General features: G+C 73.2%; 18 protein-coding genes. 3 read left to right on the forward strand and 15 right to left on the reverse strand.

What is annotated here, in order from left to right:
* Positions 1–56: 56 nt before the first annotated feature.
* Together ACZ67M_RS30655 and ACZ67M_RS30660 are read right to left on the reverse strand one after the other, a co-directional pair.
* Positions 57–923, reverse strand: coding sequence for a GNAT family N-acetyltransferase (locus ACZ67M_RS30655; RefSeq protein WP_469853683.1), 867 nt, complete (start codon positions 921–923; stop codon positions 57–59).
* A gap of 332 nt (positions 924–1,255) precedes the next feature.
* Positions 1,256–2,356 (reverse strand): citrate synthase 2, encoded by a 1,101-nt coding sequence (locus ACZ67M_RS30660; protein WP_122619669.1) that lies wholly within the window; start codon positions 2,354–2,356, stop codon positions 1,256–1,258.
* 240 nt (positions 2,357–2,596) lie between these two features.
* Here ACZ67M_RS30660 and pdxH point away from each other — a divergent pair, with 240 nt between their 5' ends.
* Positions 2,597–3,274 carry a pyridoxamine 5'-phosphate oxidase gene (gene pdxH, locus ACZ67M_RS30665; RefSeq protein ID WP_469853684.1) on the forward strand — a complete coding sequence of 226 codons (678 nt, stop codon included), beginning with the start codon at positions 2,597–2,599 and terminating at the stop codon, positions 3,272–3,274.
* A gap of 6 nt (positions 3,275–3,280) precedes the next feature.
* Here pdxH and ACZ67M_RS30670 read toward each other — a convergent pair whose 3' ends face one another.
* The 12 genes from ACZ67M_RS30670 to ACZ67M_RS30725 all read right to left on the reverse strand — a co-directional run bounded on the left by ACZ67M_RS30670 (position 3,281) and on the right by ACZ67M_RS30725 (position 17,625).
* On the reverse strand, positions 3,281–3,907 hold the full coding sequence (locus ACZ67M_RS30670) for a TetR/AcrR family transcriptional regulator (RefSeq protein WP_307013168.1): 627 nt from the start codon (positions 3,905–3,907) through the stop codon (positions 3,281–3,283).
* Entirely contained in the window at positions 3,895–4,629 is a 735-nt protein-coding gene (locus tag ACZ67M_RS30675) for an enoyl-CoA hydratase family protein (RefSeq protein ID WP_361357476.1), read from the reverse strand. The genes ACZ67M_RS30670 and ACZ67M_RS30675 overlap by 13 nt, the downstream gene beginning before the upstream one ends.
* Complete coding sequence (locus tag ACZ67M_RS30680) at positions 4,626–6,194, reverse strand: 4-coumarate--CoA ligase family protein (RefSeq protein ID WP_469853685.1); 1,569 nt, start codon at positions 6,192–6,194, stop codon at positions 4,626–4,628. Before ACZ67M_RS30680 ends, ACZ67M_RS30675 begins: the two co-directional genes overlap by 4 nt.
* Positions 6,195–6,231: 37 nt before the next feature.
* Positions 6,232–7,380, reverse strand: coding sequence for an acyl-CoA dehydrogenase family protein (locus ACZ67M_RS30685; protein ID WP_467322489.1), 1,149 nt, complete (start codon positions 7,378–7,380; stop codon positions 6,232–6,234).
* Between the two features lie 56 nt (positions 7,381–7,436).
* Positions 7,437–9,281 carry an acetyl/propionyl/methylcrotonyl-CoA carboxylase subunit alpha gene (locus ACZ67M_RS30690; RefSeq protein ID WP_469853686.1) on the reverse strand — a complete coding sequence of 615 codons (1,845 nt, stop codon included), beginning with the start codon at positions 9,279–9,281 and terminating at the stop codon, positions 7,437–7,439.
* 44 nt (positions 9,282–9,325) lie between these two features.
* Positions 9,326–10,924, reverse strand: a complete 1,599-nt coding sequence (locus ACZ67M_RS30695; RefSeq protein WP_469853687.1) for an acyl-CoA carboxylase subunit beta — start codon at positions 10,922–10,924, stop codon at positions 9,326–9,328.
* Positions 10,925–10,996: 72 nt separating this feature from the next.
* Positions 10,997–12,667, reverse strand: a complete 1,671-nt coding sequence (locus ACZ67M_RS30700) for an acyclic terpene utilization AtuA family protein (RefSeq protein ID WP_469853688.1) — start codon at positions 12,665–12,667, stop codon at positions 10,997–10,999.
* Entirely contained in the window at positions 12,664–13,467 is an 804-nt protein-coding gene (locus tag ACZ67M_RS30705) for a TIGR03084 family metal-binding protein (RefSeq protein WP_392102519.1), read from the reverse strand. The genes ACZ67M_RS30700 and ACZ67M_RS30705 overlap by 4 nt, the downstream gene beginning before the upstream one ends.
* Before the next feature lie 168 nt (positions 13,468–13,635).
* The gene (locus ACZ67M_RS30710; protein ID WP_469853689.1) at positions 13,636–15,399 is read right to left on the reverse strand and encodes a serine/threonine-protein kinase; all 1,764 of its coding nucleotides are present in this window, start codon (positions 15,397–15,399) and stop codon (positions 13,636–13,638) included.
* Between the two features lie 153 nt (positions 15,400–15,552).
* A complete protein-coding gene (locus ACZ67M_RS30715; protein WP_392102516.1) occupies positions 15,553–16,053 on the reverse strand; it encodes a hypothetical protein in 501 nt (166 codons plus the stop codon).
* Positions 16,050–16,544 (reverse strand): MarR family winged helix-turn-helix transcriptional regulator, encoded by a 495-nt coding sequence (locus tag ACZ67M_RS30720; protein ID WP_469853690.1) that lies wholly within the window; start codon positions 16,542–16,544, stop codon positions 16,050–16,052. The genes ACZ67M_RS30715 and ACZ67M_RS30720 overlap by 4 nt, the downstream gene beginning before the upstream one ends.
* A gap of 115 nt (positions 16,545–16,659) precedes the next feature.
* Positions 16,660–17,625 (reverse strand): EamA family transporter, encoded by a 966-nt coding sequence (locus ACZ67M_RS30725; RefSeq protein ID WP_392015739.1) that lies wholly within the window; start codon positions 17,623–17,625, stop codon positions 16,660–16,662.
* 215 nt (positions 17,626–17,840) lie between these two features.
* Here ACZ67M_RS30725 and ACZ67M_RS30730 point away from each other — a divergent pair, with 215 nt between their 5' ends.
* Entirely contained in the window at positions 17,841–18,293 is a 453-nt protein-coding gene (locus ACZ67M_RS30730) for an NUDIX hydrolase (RefSeq protein ID WP_122619660.1), read from the forward strand.
* A gap of 100 nt (positions 18,294–18,393) precedes the next feature.
* Complete coding sequence (locus ACZ67M_RS30735) at positions 18,394–19,011, forward strand: dihydrofolate reductase family protein (protein WP_469853691.1); 618 nt, start codon at positions 18,394–18,396, stop codon at positions 19,009–19,011.
* 21 nt (positions 19,012–19,032) lie between these two features.
* Here the strand turns inward: ACZ67M_RS30735 and ACZ67M_RS30740 are convergent, their stop codons facing one another.
* On the reverse strand, positions 19,033–19,512 hold the full coding sequence (locus ACZ67M_RS30740) for a DinB family protein (protein ID WP_361358009.1): 480 nt from the start codon (positions 19,510–19,512) through the stop codon (positions 19,033–19,035).
* Positions 19,513–19,682 lie beyond the last annotated feature (170 nt).

Here is a 19,682-nt window from a genome sequence, read left to right on the forward strand (position 1 = left end):
AAGATTGCAGAAATCGTTGTACTGCGGAAACTCGGCATACGCCCCCGTCATGGCGGTCACGACGCGGGGCCGGCGAGTCTCAGATCGACCCACTCGTCCCGCTCTCCGTCCAGGACGTACCGCTCCCGTTCCACGAACCCACGCCCCGCGGCGAACCGCAACCCGTCGGCGTTCGCCGCCAGCACCACGGTCTCCACCGCCCGCGCACCGAGCCCCCGCGCGTGCGCGAGACCCGCCTCGTAGAGCGCGGTACCGATGCCGCGCCCCCGGAACGCGGGCAGCACCCGCGCGATCACGGTCGCCACCCGCCCCTCGCCCGCGGGCGGACGCACCGTCGAGCAGCCGACGAGCGTGTCCCCGAGGTAGGCGTTCTCCAGCCGGTACCGCCGCCCGCGCTCCCGCGCCTCGTCCGGGGTCATCGCGGCGGGCGGCACGATCTCGTTGTGCACGTACCGCCACTCCTGGACCATCGCGTCCCCGTCGACGGCCGCGATCCGCAGCCCGGCGCCGGGACCGACCGGCGCGCGCCGCGCGTCCACCTCGATCTCGATCCGCATCCGGTCGTCGGCGAGCCCGCACACCATCATCGTCGCGGCCGGCCGCACCTCCCCGAACGCCTCCCGCAGCACGGGCCAGCACGGCTCGAAGTCCTCCCGCGCGGGCAGCAGGTACCGCACCCGCACCACGTCCGCGAACGTGCACCCCGCCTCGGCGAGCGCCGCCCCGACGTTCCGCAGGCACTGCCCCGCCTGCTCCACCACGTCCTCGGAGATGGTCATCGCCGCGTAGTCGAACCCGGTCGTCCCGGACACGTGCACCCGGTCCCCGTCGACGACGGCCCGCGCGTACCCGATCCGCTCCTCGAACACCGACCCGCTGCCTATCGCCCGCCTCACCGAAGGCTCCCCCTGTCGCTTCGTCATGGGCGGAACGGTAGGTGACCAGCGCAGACGCGTCCATGGGTGATCACTGGGGAATCGACTCGAAAAACCGATTGATCGAGGGCCGAGCGATTCCTAGTGTGGACCCCACACCGAAAGGAGGTGATCCGGCGAATGTATGACAACCGGACGCGTGAGGTGGCTGCGGGCTAGCGGCCCGTCACCACATCTTGTGCGGTGCCGGACCCGCGTGTGCGAGACACACGCAGCCGGCCAAACCAACGCAGTCACCCGACCCGCGAGTCGCCGGTACGTCCGGCCGGCTCCTCCGCTGGAGGAACCAGACTCGCGGGTCGTCTGCGTTCTCGCTGCGGTCAGGGCGTGAGGGTTTCGGAGCCCTCGATGGTGTGCGGGTCTCGGGGGCCCGGGCCCACGTAGCGGGCCGAGGGGCGGACCAGGCGACCGGTGCGCTTCTGTTCGAGGATGTGGGCGGACCAGCCGGCCGTGCGGGCGCAGGTGAACATCGAGGTGAACATGTGGGCCGGGACCTCGGCGAAGTCCAGCATGATGGCGGCCCAGAACTCGACGTTGGTGGCCAGGACGCGGTCGGGGCGGCGGGCGTGGAGTTCGGCGAGGGCGGCCTTCTCCAGGGCCTCGGCGACCTCGTAGCGCGGGGCGCCCAGTTCGCGGGCGGTGCGGCGCAGGACGCGGGCGCGGGGGTCCTCGGCGCGGTAGACGCGGTGGCCGAAGCCCATGAGGCGTTCGCCCGCGTCGAGTGTCTTCTTGACGTACGCCTCGGCGTCGCCGGTGCGCTCGATCTCCTCGATCATGCCGAGGACGCGGGAGGGGGCGCCGCCGTGCAGCGGGCCCGACATGGCTCCCACGGCGCCGGAGAGGGCGGCGGCCACGTCGGCGCCGGTGGAGGCGATGACGCGGGCGGTGAAGGTGGAGGCGTTCATGCCGTGCTCGGCGGCGGAGGTCCAGTAGGCGTCGACGGCGGCGACGTGCTTGGGGTCGGGCTCGCCCCGCCAGCGGATCATGAAGCGTTCGACGACGGACTGGGCCTTGTCGATCTCGCGCTGCGGGACCATGGGCAGGCCCTGGCCGCGGGCCGACTGGGCGACGTAGGAGAGGGCCATCACGGCGGCGCGGGCGAGGTCGGCGCGGGCCTGCTCGGCGTCGATGTCCAGGAGGGGTTTGAGGCCCCAGACCGGCGCGAGCATGGCGAGCGCGGACTGGACGTCCACACGGATGTCGCCGGAGTGGACCGGGATGGGGAAGGGCTCTGCGGGCGGGAGGCCGGGGTTGAAGGCGCCGTCGACGAGGAGGCCCCAGACGTTCCCGTAGGACACGTGGCCGACCAGGTCCTCGATGTCGACGCCGCGGTAGCGGAGGGCGCCGCCCTCCTTGTCGGGTTCGGCGATCTCCGTCTCGAACGCGACGACTCCCTCTAGCCCGGGTACGAAGTCGGACATCAGGCGGCTCCTCGTGACGTAGATGTGTGGTGACCGACCCGTCGGCTTCATCGGGTCCACCGGATCCACGGTCGTGCGCACGACTCGCGGTCCTCGTTCTGCGGTCACCCCTGTGATGCCCCGTACGGCCGTTCGTCCAACCGCGCCGGGACCAGCACGATATCTCCGAGTGCCAAACGTGGGGAGGGGTTGCGGCACTCAGTGCCACTCAGTGACGAAGGACACCGCGGATACGGCAGGATGGCCGGTGTGACCGACCGCGATGCCGTCCCCTTCGATCTCGCCTCGATGCGCAAGCAGTACCGGGCCGAGGGGCTTGCCGAGTCCGAGCTGGCCGCCGGCCCCGTCGAGCAGTTCGCGCGCTGGTTCAAGCAGGCCGCCATGGAGGGCGGACTCTTCGAGCCGAACGCGATGGTCGTCTCCACCGCCGACGCCGAGGGGCGCCCCAGCTCCCGCACGGTGCTGCTGAAGCACTTCGACGAGCAGGGCTTCGTCTTCTACACCAACTACGACTCCCGCAAGGGCCGCGAGCTGGGCTCGAACCCGTACGTCTCGCTGCTGTTCCCCTGGCACCCGATGGCCCGGCAGGTGATCGTGACGGGCGTGGCGCGGCGTACCGGGCGGGACGAGACCGCCGCGTACTTCCGGAGCCGGCCGCACGGCTCCCAGCTGGGGGCGTGGGCCAGCGCCCAGTCGTCGGTGGTGGCGGGCCGGGAGGATTTGGACGCCGCGTACGCGGAGCTGGCCGGCCGCTACCCGGCGGGCGGCCAGGTGCCAGTGCCGCCGCACTGGGGCGGCTTCCGGGTGGCGCCGCAGGAGGTCGAGTTCTGGCAGGGGCGGGAGAACCGGCTGCACGACCGGCTGCGGTACGTGGCCGAGGCGGACGGGAGCTGGCGGGTGGAGCGGCTCGCTCCCTGACCGGCGTCAGCCCAGCTCGGCGGCGAGCAGCCGGGCCCACTGGTCGACCACCCGTTCCCGCCGCGCGCGGTCGTCGGTGAGGAGATTGGCGAGGCCCAGGCCGCGGGCCATGTCGAGGAGGCCCTGGACGGTCTCCCGGGCGCCGGGGCGGGTCTCGTCGGCGCCGAGGAGGTCGACGGCGATGCGGTGGCTCTCACGGCCGACGCGGGCCTCCAGCTCGGTGACCCGGCCGCGCAGCTGCTCCTCGTTGGAGGCGGCCACCCACAGGTGGAGGGCGGCCCGGAAGAGCGGGCCGGTGTAGAGGTCGACCAGCGCGGCGACCACGGCCCGGCGGTCACCGGCCGCCGCGCCTTCGGGGAAGAGGGCGCGCAGCGCGAGGGAGCGCTCCTCGGCGACGTACTCCACGGCCGCGGTGAAGAGGTCCTCGCGGGTCGGGAAGTGGTGCTGGGCGGCACCGCGGGAGACGCCGGCGTGTTCGGCGACGACCGAGACCGTGGAGCCCGCCCAGCCGCGTTCGGCGAGGCAGGCGACGGCGGCTTCGAGGAGCCGCTGCCGGGTGGCCCGGCTGCGGTCCTGCTTGGGCACGCGCTCCGCGCGGTCGGCCGTGTTCGCGGCGCCGCTCACACCACCCATTCCGGATCCCGTCGTTCGAGGAAGGCCGTCATCCCCTCGCGGGCCTGCGGGGAGGCGAACAGCCGGGCCGAGAGTGCGGTCAGGTCGGCCGCGTCCCGGTCGAAGGCCTCCAGCACCCTAGCCGTGAGCAGCCGTTTCGTCTCGGCCAGGCCCTGCGGTGAGGCACGGCGCACACCGTCGAGGACGGGTGCGAGTACGGCGTCCACGTCGTCGCCCGCCGCCGTGACCAGGCCGGTCCGGGCCGCCTCGGCGGCGTCGAAGCGCTCGCCGGTGAGGTAGTAGCGGGCGAGGGCGCGGGGGTCGGTGCGCGGGAGCAGGGTGAGGGAGATGACGGCGGGCGCCACGCCGATGCGGACCTCGGTGAAGGCGAAGGTGGCCTGGTGGGAGGCGGCCGAGATGTCGCAGGCGGCGAGGAGGCCGAGGCCGCCCGCGCGGACGTGGCCGGTGACGCGGGCGACGACGGGTTTGGGCACCTCGGCGATCTGCCGGAAGAGCCCGACCAGCGTGTCCGGGTCGGGCGGGTCGCGCAGGTCGGCGCCGGCGCTGAAGGTGGTGCCGGTGTGGGTGAGGACGACAGCGCGCACACCGGTGTCCTCGCCGGCGTCGGTGAGGGCGGCGGCCAGGTCGCCGACGAGGGCGGCGGAGAGGGCGTTGCGGTTGTGCGGGGAGTCGAGGGTGAGGGTCTCGACGCCGCGTTCGCGGGTGCGGGCGATCAGGGTCACTCGGTGCCTCGCAGTTCCCGGCGGAGGATCTTGCCGCTGGCGGCCCTGGGCACGGTGTCGATGAAGGTGACCCGGCGGACGCGTTTGTAGGGGGCGACGCGTTCGGCGACGTACATCATGATCTCGCCTTCGGAGAGGCCGGGTGCGGTGGGCTGGCGTACGACGTAGGCGTGGGGTACTTCGTTGCCGTCGTCGTCGTACGTGCCGACGACGGCGGTGTCGGCGACGCCGGGGTGGGTGAGCAGGAGGGCCTCCAGTTCGGCGGGGGCCACCTGGAAGCCCTTGTACTTGATCAGTTCCTTGACGCGGTCGACGACGAAGAGCCAGCCGTCGGAGTCGGCGTGTCCCACGTCGCCGGTGTGCAGCCAGCCGTCCTCGTCGATCATGGCGGCGGTGGCGTCGGGGCGGCCGAGGTAGCCCTTCATGATCTGGGGGCCGCGGATGAGGATCTCGCCGGACTCGCCGGGGGGAAGGTCCTTGCCGGGGTCGGTGAGGGAGACGATGCGCATCTCGGTCCCGGCGATCAGCTTGCCGACGCTGCCGGGCGGCGCGTCGGCCATGGCGTCCAGGGGGACGACGTGGGTGCCCGGGGAGAGTTCGGTCATGCCGTACGCCTGGCCCACGGGCGGCAGGTCGAGCCGCCGGGAGCAGGCGGCGGCGAGCTGGGCGTCCAGGGGGGCGGCGGCGCTGACGATGTACTTGAGGGACGAGAGGTCGTACTCGGCGACCAGGGGGTGTTTGGCGAGGGCGAGGACGATCGGCGGGGCGACGTAGAGGCCGGTGATGCGGTGGTTCTGGATGGCGGCGAGGAACTGCTCCAGGTCGAAGCGGGGCAGTACGACGACGGTGGCGCCGAGCCGCAGCGGGGCGTTCATCAGGGCGGTGAGGCCGTAGATGTGGAAGAAGGGCAGCACGGCGAGGACGCGGTCGCCGGGGGCGGCCGGCATCAGCGGTTCGAGCTGGGCGAGGTTGGTGGCGATCTGGCGGTGGGTGAGCATCACGCCCTTGGGGGTGCCGGTGGTGCCGGAGGAGTACGGCAGCGCGGCGACGTCCTCGGCGGGGTCGATCGCGATCCGGGGTTCGGGGGCGGTCGAGGCCAGCATGTCGATCAGGGAGCGGTGGCCGGGGGCGCTGTCGCACACCAGGATCTCCTGGACGCCGCCCGCGAGTTCGGCGGCCCGGCGGGCGGTGTCGAGCAGCGGTGAGACGGTGACGATCCAGCGGGCCCGCGCGTCGCTCAGCTGCTTGGCGAACTCGTCGGCCGTGGCGAGCGGGTGCACCGTCGTGACGGAGGCGCCCGCGCGGGTGGCGGCGTAGAAGGCGAGCGGGAAGGCGACGGTGTTGGGGCTGTGCAGGGCGAGGACGTCGCCCTTGCGGACCCCGGCCTCCGCGAGGGCGGCGGCGACGCGCCGGTGGAACCGGTCCACCTGCTCGTAGGTGAGGGTGGTGCCGTCGGTGCCGTCGATCAGCGCCGGTGCGCTCCCGAAGGCGGCGGCCCGGCCGAGCACGGCCTCGTGGATGGGCAGGTCGACGGGTGGGACGTCGGCGTACTGGCTGCGGAACACGGTTCCTCCAGGTCGGCTGGTACGACGTGGGCGTTCCCTAGTACGACTTGGGCAGGCCCAGGGTCTGGTGGGAGACGTAGTTGAGGATCATCTCCCTGCTCACCGGGGCGATGCGGGCGACCCGCGCCGCCGTGATCAGCGTGGCGAGGCCGAACTCGCGTGTGAGGCCGTTGCCGCCGAGGGTGTGGACGGCCTGGTCGACGGCCTTCACACAGGCCTCCCCCGCCGCGTACTTGGCCATGTTGGCGGCCTCGCCCGCGCCCATGTCGTCGCCGGCGTCGTAGAGGTGCGCGGCCTTCTGCGTCATCAGGCGGGAGAGTTCGAGGTCGATGTGGGCCTGGGCGAGGGGATGGGCGATGGCCTGGTGGGCGCCGATGGGGGTCTTCCAGACGGTGCGTTCGCGGGCGTAGTCGAGGGCGCGGGCGAGGGCGTAGCGGCCGATGCCGATGCCGAAGGCCGCCGTCATGATGCGCTCGGGGTTGAGGCCGGCGAAGAGCTGGAGGAGGCCCGCGTCCTCGTCGCCGACGAGCGCGTCGGCGGGCAGCCGTACGTCGTCGAGGGTCAGCTCGAACTGCTTCTCGGTGGCGTGCAGTTCCATGTCGAGCTGCCGTCGCTCGAAGCCGGGGGTGTCACGGGGGACGATGAACAGGCAGGGCTTGAGCTTGCCGGTGCGGGCGTCTTCGGTGCGGCCGACGATGAGGGTGGCGTCGGCGATGTCGACGCCGCTGATGAAGACCTTGCGGCCGGTGAGGAGCCAGTCGCCGGTGGCGGCGTCGCGGCGGGCGGTGGTGGTGATGCGGTGGCTGTTGGAGCCGGCGTCGGGTTCGGTGATGCCGAAGGCCATGAGGCGGGTGCCGTCGGCTATGCCGGGGAGCCAGGTCCGCTTCTGTTCTTCGGTGCCGAAGCGGGCGATGACGGTGCCGCATATCGCCGGGGAGACGATCATCATCAGCAGGGGATTGCCGGCGGCGCCCATCTCCTCAAGGACGAGGGAGAGTTCCGTGACACCGCCTCCCCCGCCTCCGTACGCCTCCGGCAGGCTCACGCCGATGTAGCCGAGCTTGCCGGCCTCCTGCCAGAAGTGCCGGCTCTCGGCGGGGCCGGTGGCGCGGGGGTGGCTGCGGGCGAAGGCCGATACCGCTTCGCGGAGGGACTTGTGCTCGTCGGATTCGAGGAGGGTGGTCATCACGTGCTCCTTCGGGTGCGGGTTCGTTGTGGCTGGTCGCGCAGTTCCCCGCGCCCCTAGGTGTCTTGGACTACCGCCAATAGAGAGCCCACCGTCACCTGGTCTCCCGGCTCGGCGTTCAAAGCGGTCAGCGTGCCCGTGGCCGGGGCCGTGATGCGGTGTTCCATCTTCATCGCCTCCAGCCACAGGAGGGGTTGGCCCGCCTGGACGGCGGTGCCCTCCGTGAGGCCCTCCGCGACGCGGACGACCGTGCCGGGCATGGGGGCGAGGAGGGAGCCGGGGGCGTGCTGGGCGGCGGGGTCGGGGAAGCGGGGTGGGACGGTGAGGGCGGTGGTGTTGACGTGGACGCGGTCGCCGTAGCGGGCGACCTCGTAGCGGCGTCGTACGCCGTCGGTTTCGAGGACGACCAGGCGGGCGTCGGCGTGTACGACGCGTACGCCGTCCGCCGTGAGGCCGGTGCGGGTGTGGTGGTAGCGGACCTCGTGTTCCTCGCCCGCGAGGACGTACCGCTTGACCTGGGGTTGCGAGGGCAGGTTGCGCCAGCCGCCGAAGCGGCCCGGGTGGGCGCTCGCCTCGGCGAGGGCGGCGGCGAGCGGGGCGAGGGGGTCGGGGGCGGCCTCGGTGAGGGCGGCCAGGTGGCGGTCGTAGAAGCCGGTGTCCATGCGGGCGGAGGTGAACTCCTCGTGGCGCAGGGAGCGGACGAGGAGGTCGCGGTTGGTGACCGGGCCGTGGATCGCCGCCCGTTCCAGGGCTCCGGCGAGGCGGCGGACGGCCTCCGCGCGGGTGGGCGCGTGGGCGACGGCCTTGGCGAGCATCGGGTCGTAGTGGACGCCGATGTCGTCGCCGTCGGTGTAGCCGGTGTCCAGGCGGATGCCGTCGGGCACGGTGAGGCGGTGCAGGCGGCCGGTCTGCGGGGCCCAGCCGTGCGCGGGGTCCTCGGCGTACAGACGGGCCTCGACGGCGTGCCCACGCGCGCGTGGCGGGTCCTTTTCGAGGGCGTGGCCCTCGGCGACGCGGAGTTGCAGGGCGACGAGGTCGACGTCGAAGACCGCTTCCGTGACGGGGTGTTCGACCTGGAGGCGGGTGTTCATCTCCAGGAAGTGGGCCCGGCCGTCGGCGACGAGGAACTCGACGGTGCCGGCGCCGACGTAGTCGACGGCGCGGGCGGCGCGTACGGCCAGGTCGTGGAGTTCGCGCTCCAGCTCCTCGGTGAGGCCCGGTGCCGGGGCCTCCTCGATCACCTTCTGATGGCGGCGCTGGAGGGAGCAGTCGCGGGTGCCGAGCGCCCAGACCGTGCCGTGGGTGTCGGCGAGGATCTGCACCTCGACGTGGCGGCCGTCCTCGACGTACGGCTCGACGAAGACCTCGCCGTCGCCGAAGGCGCTCGCCGCCTCCGCGCGGGCGGCGGTCAGTTCGGCGTCGAGGTCGGCGAGGCGCCGTACGACGCGCATGCCGCGTCCGCCGCCGCCCGCCGCGGCCTTCACCAGCACGGGCAGGTCGGCCTCGGTGACCTCGCCCAGGGGGGCGATCCCCATCAGCTCCTTGGCGCGGGTCTTGGACGCCATCGCCTCGATGGCCTCCGGCGGCGGCCCGATCCAGGTCAGCCCGGCGTCGAGGACGGCGCGGGCGAAGCCGGCGTTCTCGGAGAGGAAGCCGTAGCCGGGGTGGACGGCGTCGGCGCCGGCGGCGAGCGCGGCCTTCACGATCAGGTCGCCGCGCAGGTACGTCTCGGCGGAGGCGGCGCCCGGCAGGCGTACGGCCGCGTCGGCCACGCGCGCGTGGAGGGCGTTCTCGTCGGCGTCCGAGTGCACGGCGACGGTCCGGATTCCCGACTCGCGGCAGGTGCGGAAGATCCGGCAGGCGATCTCGCCGCGGTTGGCGACGAGGACGGTACCGATCACGGTGTTTCCCTCGCTTGTCACAGTGGTGGCCACAGTGGGTTCCCTCACATCCGGAAGACGCCGAAGCCGCCGCGCGCGCCCTCGTAGGGGGCGGTGTGGAGGGCGGACAGGCACAGGCCGAGGACGGTGCGGGTGTCGCGCGGGTCGATGACGCCGTCGTCGTAGAGCCGCCCGGAGAGGAACTTGGGCAGCGACTCGGACTCGATCTGCTGCTCCACCATGGCGCGCAGCGCGGCGTCGCCCTCGTCGTCGTACGGCTGCCCCTTCGCGGCGGCGGACTGGCGGGCGACGATGGAGAGGACGCCGGCGAGCTGCTGCGGGCCCATGACGGCGGACTTGGCGCTGGGCCAGGCGAAGAGGAAGCGCGGGTCGTAGGCGCGGCCGCACATGCCGTAGTGGCCGGCGCCGTAGGACGCCCCCATGAGGACGGACAGGTGCGGGACGCGTGAGTTGGAGACCGCGTTGATCATCATGGCGCCGTGCTTGATGATGCCGCCCTGCTCGTACTCCCTGCCGACCATGTAGCCGGTGGTGTTGTGCAGGAAGAGGAGCGGGATGTCGCGCTGGTTGGCGAGCTGGATGAACTGGGCGGCCTTCTGGGACTCCTCGCTGAACAGCACCCCTTGGGCGTTGGCGAGGATGCCGACCGGGTAGCCGTGCAGGCTCGCCCAGCCGGTGGTCAGGCTCGTCCCGTACAGCGGCTTGAACTCGTCGAAGTCGGAGGCGTCGACGATCCGGGCGATGACCTCGCGCGGGTCGAAGGGGACCTTGAGGTCGCCGGGGACGATGCCGAGGAGTTCCTCCGGGTCGTGCTTGGGCGGCTCGGCCGGTGCCGGATCGGCGTACGCCTTGCGGTGGTTGAGGCGGGCGACGACGCGGCGGGCCTGGCGGAGGGCGTCGGGTTCGTCCAGGGCGAAGTGGTCGGCGAGGCCCGAGGTGCGGGCGTGCATCTCGGCGCCGCCCAGCGACTCGTCGTCGCTCTCCTCGCCGGTGGCCATCTTGACCAGGGGCGGACCGCCGAGGAACACCTTGGCGCGCTCCTTGACCATGATGACGTGGTCGGACATGCCGGGGATGTAGGCGCCCCCGGCCGTCGAGTTGCCGAAGACGACGGCGATCGTCGGGATGCCGGCCGCGGACAGCCGGGTGAGGTCCCGGAAGATCGCGCCGCCGGGGATGAAGATCTCCTTCTGGGAGGGCAGGTCGGCGCCGCCGGACTCCACCAGGCTGATGCAGGGCAGCCGGTTGGCGAGCGCGATGTCGTTGGCGCGCAGGGCCTTCTTCAGCGACCAGGGGTTGCTGGCACCGCCGCGCACGGTGGGGTCGTTGGCGGTGATCAGGCACTCGACGCCCTCGACGACGCCGATGCCGGTGACGAGGGAGGCGCCGACCGTGTACTCGCTCCCCCAGGCGGCCAGCGGGGACAGCTCCAGGAAGGGCGTGTCGGGGTCGAGGAGCAGCTCGATGCGCTCGCGGGCGAGGAGCTTGCCGCGCCCCCGGTGCCGGGCCACGTACTTCTCGCCGCCGCCCGCCAGCGCCTTGGCGTGTTCGGCGTCCAGGTCGGCGAGTTTCGCGAGCATGGCCTCGCGGTGCGCGCGGTGGTCGGGGGCGGCGGGGTCGAGGGCGGAGGCGAGGACGGTCACGGCAGGACCTCCGGGGGGTACGGCGGGACGGCGGTCACAGCACGGCCTCCGGGGGATACGGCGGGACGGCGGTCACAGCAGGACCTCCGGGATGTCCAGGTGGCGGGCGCGCAGCCATTCGCCGAGCGCCTTGGCCTGCGGGTCGAAGCGGTGCTGGGCGGCGACGCCCTCGCCGAGGATGCCCTCGACGACGAAGTTGAGGGCGCGCAGGTTGGGCAGCGGGTGCCGGGTGACGGGCAGGTCGCGGGTCTCGGGGAGCAGCTCCCGGAAGCGGTCGGTGGTGAGTTCGTGCGCGAGCCAGCGCCAGGCGTCGTCGGTGCGCGCCCAGACGCCCACGTTGGCGTCCCCGCCCTTGTCGCCGCTGCGGGCGCCGGCGACGAGACCGAGGGGGGCGCTGCGGACGGGACCCGGTGGGAGCCGCCGCGGCGGGGGCGGTTCCGGTACGTCCGTCGGTACGGCGGTGTCCTGGGCGCCCGGCACGGGGACCCGGCGCCCGCCGTGGAGGACGGCCACGTGGTCCACGGTGTTCCGGGGGACGTGGACGGCCTCGAAGACGCCGTAGGGCGCGCCCTTTCCGGGGGGCGCCAGCACATGGAAGCCGGGGTAGCTGGCGAGGGCCAGTTCGACGGCGGCGCCGCTCAGCGCCCGCCCCACGACCTGCTGGTCGGCGTCGCGGACGACGAGCCGGAGCAGGGCGCTGGCGCTCTCCTCGGTCGGCGCGTCGGGCCGGTCGGTGCGGACCAGGTCCCAGCGGACGTCGGCGGCCTTGCCGAGCGCGGGTTCCAACTGCTCGCGGACCAGCGCGGCCTTGGCCTCGACGTCGAGGCCGGTGAGCACGAAGGCGACCTCGTTGCGGAAGCCGCCGAGGCGGTTGAGGCCGACCTTGAGGGTGGGCGGCGGCGCCTCGCCCCGCACGCCCTCGACGCGGACGCGGTCGGGGCCGTCCTGGGTGAGCCGTACGGTGTCCAGGCGGGCGGTGACGTCGGGTCCCGCGTACCGGGCGCCGCCCGTCTCGTAGAGCAGTTGGGCGGTGACGGTGCCGGTGTCGACGAAGCCACCGGTGCCGTCGTGCTTGGTGATGACCGAGGTGCCGTCGGCGTGGATCTCGGCGAGGGGGAAGCCGGGCCGCCGTACGTCGCCGTCCTGGAAGAACGCGTAGTTGCCGCCGGTCGTCTGCGCCCCGCACTCCAGCAGGTGCCCGGCGACGACCGCGCCCGCGAGCCGGTCGTAGTCCGTGGCGGCCCAGCCGAAGTGCGCGGCGGCGGGCCCGGTGACCAGGGCGGCGTCGGTGACGCGTCCGGTGACGACGACGTCGGCGCCCGCGCGCAGGCACTCCGCGATGCCGAAGCCGCCGAGGTAGGCGTGCGCGGCCAGGGTCCCCGGGTGGGCGGCGGTGAGGTCGTCGCCCTCGACGTGCGCGACCCGTACGGGGATGCCGAGGCGGTCGGCGAGGGCGCGTACGGCGTCGGCGAGTCCGGCGGGGTTGAGCCCGCCGGCGTTGCTGACGATCCTGACGCCCCGGTCGTGGGCGAGTCCGAGGCACTCCTCCAGTTGGCGCAGGAAGGTGCGGGCGTACCCGGCGTCCGGGTTCTTGAGCCGGTCGCGGCCCAGGATGAGCATGGTCAGCTCGGCGAGGTAGTCGCCGGTGAGGACGTCGAGGGGGCCGTCGGTGAGCATCTCGCGCATGGCGTCGAAGCGGTCGCCGTAGAAGCCGGAGGCGTTGCCGACGCGCAGCGCGCTCACTGGGCCGCCCCCTTCGACCCCTTGGGCTGCCGCCCGGCGCCCGGTGGCCCGGCGAAGGCCTGGGCGATGTCCAGCCATCGGTCGGCGTCCGGGCCGTCGGCGGTGAGGGCGAGGTCGGCGCGGTGGGCGCGCTGGGTGGCGAGCAGGCAGAAGTCGAGCGCGGGGCCGGTGACGCGCTGCGGGGCGTCCTCGGGGCCGTACGCCCAGAGATCGCCGCCCGGACCGGTGAGTTCGACGCGGAACTGCTCGGCAGGCGGGGTGAGTCCATGGGCGGCGTAGGCGAAGTCCCGGGCGCGGACGCCGATGCGGGCGACGTGCCGGAGGCGGTCGGTGGGCGGGCGCACCACGCCGATCGCGTCCGCGATGTCCAGGCCGTGCGCCCAGGTCTCCATCAGGCGGGCGGTGGCCATGGAGGCGGCGGCCATGGGCGGGCCGTACCAGGGGAAGCGGGCGCCGGGTCCGGCGGCGCGCAGTGCCTCGTCGAGGGCGGTCCGGCCCTCCCGCCAGGAGGCCAGCAGCTCGTCCGGATCCTGCCTGGCGCCCTCCTCGGCACCGTCGTCGACGTACCGGTCGGGCGCGGCGAGGGCCTGCTCCACCAGCCCCCGGAAGCCGTCCTCGTCGGTGACGGCGAGCAGGGCGGCGCGGTCGGTCCAGGCCAGGTGCGCGACCTGGTGCGCGACCGTCCAGCCGGGCGCGGGGCTGGCGATCCGCCACTCCCCGGGCTCCAACCGGGCCACCAGCGCGTCGAGTTCCCCACTCTCCTCGCGCAGATCGTCGATCACGGGCGTCGGGTCGGACACGATCGCTCCCCTCGGGCACGGTGGTGTGCGGCGCGGTGTGGGGGGAGCATGGCAGGGGCCGGATTAACAATCAAGCGCGCTTGCATGATTTTTCGGCCCAGGAGCGGGACGCCCCTGCGGCGAGGGGCGTCAGCCTTTCCCCGGCCTTCTCCGAGCGGTGCCCGTAGGTCAGTCCGCGCGCCAGACCGTCATGTCCGCGGTGACGAAGCCGCTGTTCGGCATCGCCGTCGACTTCACCTGGACGACGAGCAGCACGATGTCTCCGTTGCGGTGCTTGACGCAGATCTCGCTTCCGGCCGCCGCTGCGGCCAGTGGGAGACGGTGGCCGTTGGTGTCGGCCTCGTCGGCGAGTCGGGCACGGCAGTCCTCGTACGTGGCGCCCGGATCGCCGTACAGCAGGCTGAAGACGCTGGTGTCGCTCTCCAGGGCGCAGCTGGTCTGCCTGCAGGCGAAGCGGATGTCTTCCTTGCGATGGTCGCTCGTCGTCCCGGTACCGATGCTGAGCGAGTTCTTGCCGTCCAGCCACTGCGGCCCGTAGGCGTGGGCCCTGGGCACCGCGGGATCGGCCGTGGGGCCGTCGGCCGCCGCTCCCCGCCCGTCGGACGCGGCAGCCCCCGGATCGGTCGACTCCGCGTCCGCCGATCCGGACGCCGCGTCCCCGGCCTTCGCCCGCTCCTCACCCGTACCGGGTGTCCTGGAGGCGGACGCCGCCGTGTCCCGGGCGCGGTCCCGGACGGCGTCCCACGCCCCGTCGAGGACGGTGTACGCCGTCGTGGCCATGACCCCGGCCGCGGCCAGCCCGGCGGCCGCGATCAGGCCGGCGCGCCTCCTGCGGCGCCTCTGCTCCTCCGGCCCGGCCTGCCGTCGCATCGCGGTCGTGCCGTACGGGCCGGCGGGACGGTGCGCGGGGCCGGGCCACTGTGCGGCGTTCTGCCACTGCGCCGCCGCAGGCCGCTGCGCGGCAACCGTCGGCTGCGGTGCGGTCCAGGGACCCGTGTACTCCGCGGTGGGCGCCGCCGCCGGAACCGGCACGGGAGGAGGCACGGTCACCTCCGACCCGGCGACCTCGCGCCAGACGGCCGGCCCCACCCCTGCCTCGGCGTCCCGCCCCAGCTCGCGCCGGCACCACTCGACGACCTCCGCCGCGGTGGCCCGCTCCCCGGGGTCGGCGGCCATGCAGCGGGCCATCAGCGGGCGGAGTTGCTGGGGCAGCCCGGACAGGTCGGGCTCGGAGTGCACGATCCGGTACAGCACGCTGACCGCGGGCCCGTCCCCGTAGAGCGGTTCTCCCAGCGCGGCGAACGCGGCGGTCTGGCCGAGCGAGAAGATGTCGGTCGCCGCCGTGACGCCGCGCCCGGACGCCTGCTCGGGTGCCATGTACTGAGGCGTGCCCATGGTGGTGCCCGTGGCGGTGTGCGCGGTGCTGTCGGCGGCGACCGAGATGCCGAAGTCGATGACGCGGGGGCCGTCCGAGGCGAGCAGCACATTCGACGGCTTCAGGTCCCGGTGCACGATGCCCGCACCGTGGACGGCCTGTAGCGCCTCGGCGACCCCCGCCATCAGCCACAGCACAGCCGGCACCGGCAGCGGCCCGCTACGGGCGACGACGTCCGAGAGTGCCGGGCCCGGCACGTACAGCGTGGCCAGCCACGGCGGAGTACCGCCCGCGTCGGCGTCGATCACCTCGGCGGTGTAGGCACCCTTCACCTTCCGGGCCGACGTGATCTCGCGCCCGAAACGCCGCCGGAAGGTCGGATCGTCGGCCAGTTCGGACCGGACGACTTTGATGGCCACCGGGCGGCCGCCCCGGGTGTGCGAAAGGTAGACCCGGCCCATGCCGCCCGCTCCGAGCCGGGCGGCGAGCCGGTAATCGCCCACCACGCGCGGGTCGTCGGGCTGCAATGGCTGGAAGACCTCGGCCGTGTGATTCATCGGTTTCCTCCCCATGATCCCGATGAGATGACCAGGTCCGCAGCCTATGTGCTGCCGCTGCCAACGAGTGCACCCGGGGTACCGGGGCGGGTCGCGTTACTGGGGATCACATGGCCTTGCGACCACGCCTTATGCGGTCCCGCGGTCACTGCGTCACGCGGTGGCCAGCGCGGCGAACTCGGCGTTGGCGCGCTCGGTGACGAGAGCGAGGACACGGCCGGCGGCGGCCAGGTCGTCCGCGGGTATCCCGCCCCAGATGCGGGCGCTGACGGGCGCGACCTCCGCGCCGACCGCGGCGAGCAACTCCCGCCCGGCGTCCGTCGCGAGCAGGTGGGTGCCGTCCACCGCCAGCAGCCCCTTGGCCAGCAGGCCGTCCACATCGGCCCGGATGCCGGCCGGGTCGCCCTTCAGCGTGCCGTGGACCTGAGCGACGAGGCCGTCGGGCGTCTGCGGGCCCTCGGCGGTGACGGCGGCGCGCAGGACGACCTGCTGCTGGAAGGTGACGCCGTGGCGGATCAGGATGTGCTCCAGCACCCCACGTGCGGCGTAGTGGGCCAGGCCGAGCGCTCGGGCGTCGGCGACGGGCGCGTCGGTGACCGAATGGTCGGCGGCCGGTGCGATGGAGGGTGTGGTGGCTGGTGTGGTGGCGGTCATGGCGTTCTCCTCCGAGTGCTCTCATCGTTCGGTACGGGTGGAACGAGAGGTGCGTCGAGCAGGGTCGTCAGCTCGCCGGTGAAGGCACGCGCCCGTGGAGCGTCGAGACCTCCCAGCGGCTCCAGCAACAGCTGAAGCAGTTCCCGGACCACCGCGATGGCCTCCCGCGTGACGGCTTCGCCCTGGTCCGTGAGAGCGAGCTGTACGGCACGCGGGTCGCGGGGGTCACGGGTGCGTTGGATCAGCCCCGCCGCCTCCAGCGCCCGGGCCAGCTTCGAGACGTACAGCGCCTCCAGCCCCGTGTGGTCGGCGAGCCGACGCTGACTGGGCCGCTCACCGGCCCGCTGCATGCCGTACAACGAGGCGACCACGGAGTACTGGGCGTGGGTGAGGCCCAGTGGAGCCACTGCGCGATCGACCGCGACCCGCCACTTGTTGGCGAGCCGCCACACGAGGAAGCCAGGCGTCGCGTGCGATGAACCCTCACTCATAGAAATACAGTACATGGCTACTATAGCCATGGCTACTGAAAACGCGGCCGCATCCGCCCGAGCAACTTGCACGGCGGACACCCGGCTACGGCTACGGCTACGGCTACGGCTACGGCTACGGCAGATCCGGGACCGCCTTCACCTTCCGCCCCCGCCCCACCTGCGTCCGCACCGCCCCCATGCTGGCCGCGATGACCAGGGCGATGGCCGCCGACTGGGTGGCGGAGAGGGCCTGGTCGAGGATGAGGAAGCCGGCCGTGGCGGCGATGGCGGGTTCCAGGCTCATCAGGATGGCGAAGGTGGGGGCGGGCAGGCGGCGCAGGGCGAGGAGTTCGAGGGTGTAGGGGAGGACGGAGGAGAGCAGGGCGACCCCGGCGCCCAGCGCGATCGTGGCCGGGTCCAGGAGCTTGCCGCCCGACTCGGCGATGCCCAGCGGCAGGAACAGCAGGGCGCCGACCGCCATCGCGAGCGCCAGCCCGTCGGCCTGCGGGAAGCGGCGTCCGGTGCGGGCGCTGAAGACGATGTACGCCGCCCACATCGCGCCCGCCCCGAGGGCGAAGGCGGCACCGGCCGGGTCGAGGCTGTCGAAGCCGCCGCCGCCGAGGAGGAAGACTCCGGCCAGGGCGAGAGCGGCCCAGACCAGGTTGACCACGCGGCGGGAGGCGACGACGGACAGGGCCAGCGGGCCGAGCACCTCCAGGGTGACGGCGGGGCCGAGGGGGATGCGGTCGACGGCCTGGTAGAAGAGGCCGTTCATGCCGGCCATGGCGATGCCGAAGACGACGACCGTGCCCCAGTCGGCGCGGGAGTGCCCGCGCAGCCGGGGCCGGCAGATCAGCAGCAGCACCACGGCGGCGACGGCCAGCCGCAGGGTCACCACGCCGAGCGCGCCGGCCCGGGGCATCAGGGTCACCGCCAGCGCCGCCCCGAACTGCACGGAGAGGCCGCCGGCGAGGACCAGGCCGACCGGGCCGAGGGAACCCCGTCGCCCGCCCGGCACGGACTGATGGCCGGTGGTGGGCGCCGCCTCCGCGCCGGCCACGGGGGCGGCGGCGGGGGACGGGGTGCTGGGGGTGCTCACGGTGGCTCCGGGTAGTCGGCAGTAGGTCTGGGGAGGAGGCTGGACATGAGATGGTTCATCACACTGTACGTCACGGTGCACAGCAATGGACCACGTCAGGCGCATGACCCCGCCACGCAACTGTCGCGAGCGGGGAGGGTCGCTGTCAACGGACTTCCGGCATGTGGGCGGACTCGCCCGGAGGGCCCTTTCGGCGAGGGGGTAGCGTCCGCACCGTGAGACGACTCGTTGCCCGCCTCTGGCGCCTGCTGCGCCCCGTACAGAGCCGTGTGATGTGGCTCCTGCACACCAAGTACGTCGTCGGCGTGACCGGCGTCGTGCGCGACGACGAGGGACGCGTCCTGCTGCTGAAGCACCGGATGTGGCCGCCGGGCCGCCAGTGGGGTCTGCCGAGCGGCTTCGCACGCAAGGGCGAGGACTTCCGGGAGACGGTCGTCCGCGAGGTGAGGGAGGAGACCGCCCTCGACGTGGAGGTGGGCCGCCTGGTCATGCTCAACAGCGGCCTGCGCACCCGGCTCGAAGTGGCCTACGAGGCCCGGCTGCTGGGCGGCGAACTCCGCATCGACCCCTTCGAGATCCTGGAGGCCCGCTGGTGCCGCCCCGACGAGCTGCCCGAGGACAGCCAGCCGGTGTGCGGTCCGCTGGTGCGGGGCGAGACGACGCCCTGAGGATTTCTCGCGCGCGGTGTCGAAAGCGGGGGCTCCCGATCGACGCACGGGTGAAGGCACTACGCCCCACGACCCGCCCCCGACCCGAGGAGCGCCCCTCATGATCGTCACCGCGGACTTCGCCATCTCCCTAGACGGCTACGTCGCCGGCCCGAACGTCTCCCGCGACAACCCCGGGGGCGACGGCGCCGAGCGCGTCTTCGACTGGATCCACACCCTGGCGAGCTGGCGGGAGCGCCAGGGCCTGACCGGCGGGGACGAGAACCGCGACTCCGAGCTGGTCCGCGAGTGGTTCGACGCCACCGGGGCGGTGGTGATGGGCCGCACGATGTACGACCTGGGCGAGGAGTTCTGGGGCGACAACCCGCCCTTCCGCACCCCGGTCTTCGTCCTCACCCACCGCCCCCGCCCCACCCTGGTGAAGGAGGGCGGCACCACCTTCCACTTCGTCACCGAGGGCATCCGCGGCGCCCTGGAGCGGGCCGAGGCCGCCGCCGGCGACCGGAACGTCGACATCGCGGGCGGCGCGGACACCGTGCGGCAGTACCTCGCGGCCGGGCTCGTCGAGGAGCTCCAGCTGCACGTGGTGCCCGTCCTCCTCGGCGGCGGGCTGCGGCTCTTCGAGGGGCTGGGCGACGCGGGGCGGCGCGACCTAGAACAGGTCGGGGCGGTCGAGACGCCCCTGGCGACGCACCTGAGGTATCGCTTCGTGAAGTGACCGGACGGGACGTTCCGCGGGTCAGCCCATGCTCTTGGCGCCGTCCAGGGACTCGCGGATGATGTCGGCGTGCCCGGCGTGCTGGGCGGTCTCGGCGATGACGTGCATGAGCACCCGGCGCGCCGACCAGTGCGCGTCGGCCTCGAACCAGGGGGCCTTCGGCAGCGGCTGGGTGGCCCCCAGGTCGGGCAGGGCGGCGATCAGCTCGTCGGTCCTGCGGGCGGTCTCGGCGTAGTCGGCCAGCACACCGGCCAGCGTGTCGCCGGGCAGCATCCGGAACTCGGCGTCCCGCCGCGCCCAGTCGGCCTCGGTCATGGCCGTGAAGTCGCCCATCGCGGACGGGCCGTCCACGATGAAGTCCGCCCAGCCCCTCTCCACCGCCGTCACGTGCTTGATCAGACCGCCGAGGCACAGCTCACTGGCGGTGGTCCGCAGGCCGGCCTGCTCGTCGGTGAGGTCACGGGTGGTGAAGCGGAGGAAGTGCCGGTGCTTGGCCAGCATCTCCAGCAGGTCGGCACGCTCGCCGGTGGCGGCCGGGGCCGCCGCCTGGTCGTGGGTGGCCGGGGCGCCAGTGGTGGTCTCGTCGAAGGGCATGTCGGTCTCCGCCTTCCCGGGGGGTCCTGCGCTGTTCGGTGAGACCGACACTACGACCCATCTAGGTCAGTTCAGGT

It is taken from the genome of Streptomyces sp. NPDC107500, assembly GCF_055582785.1.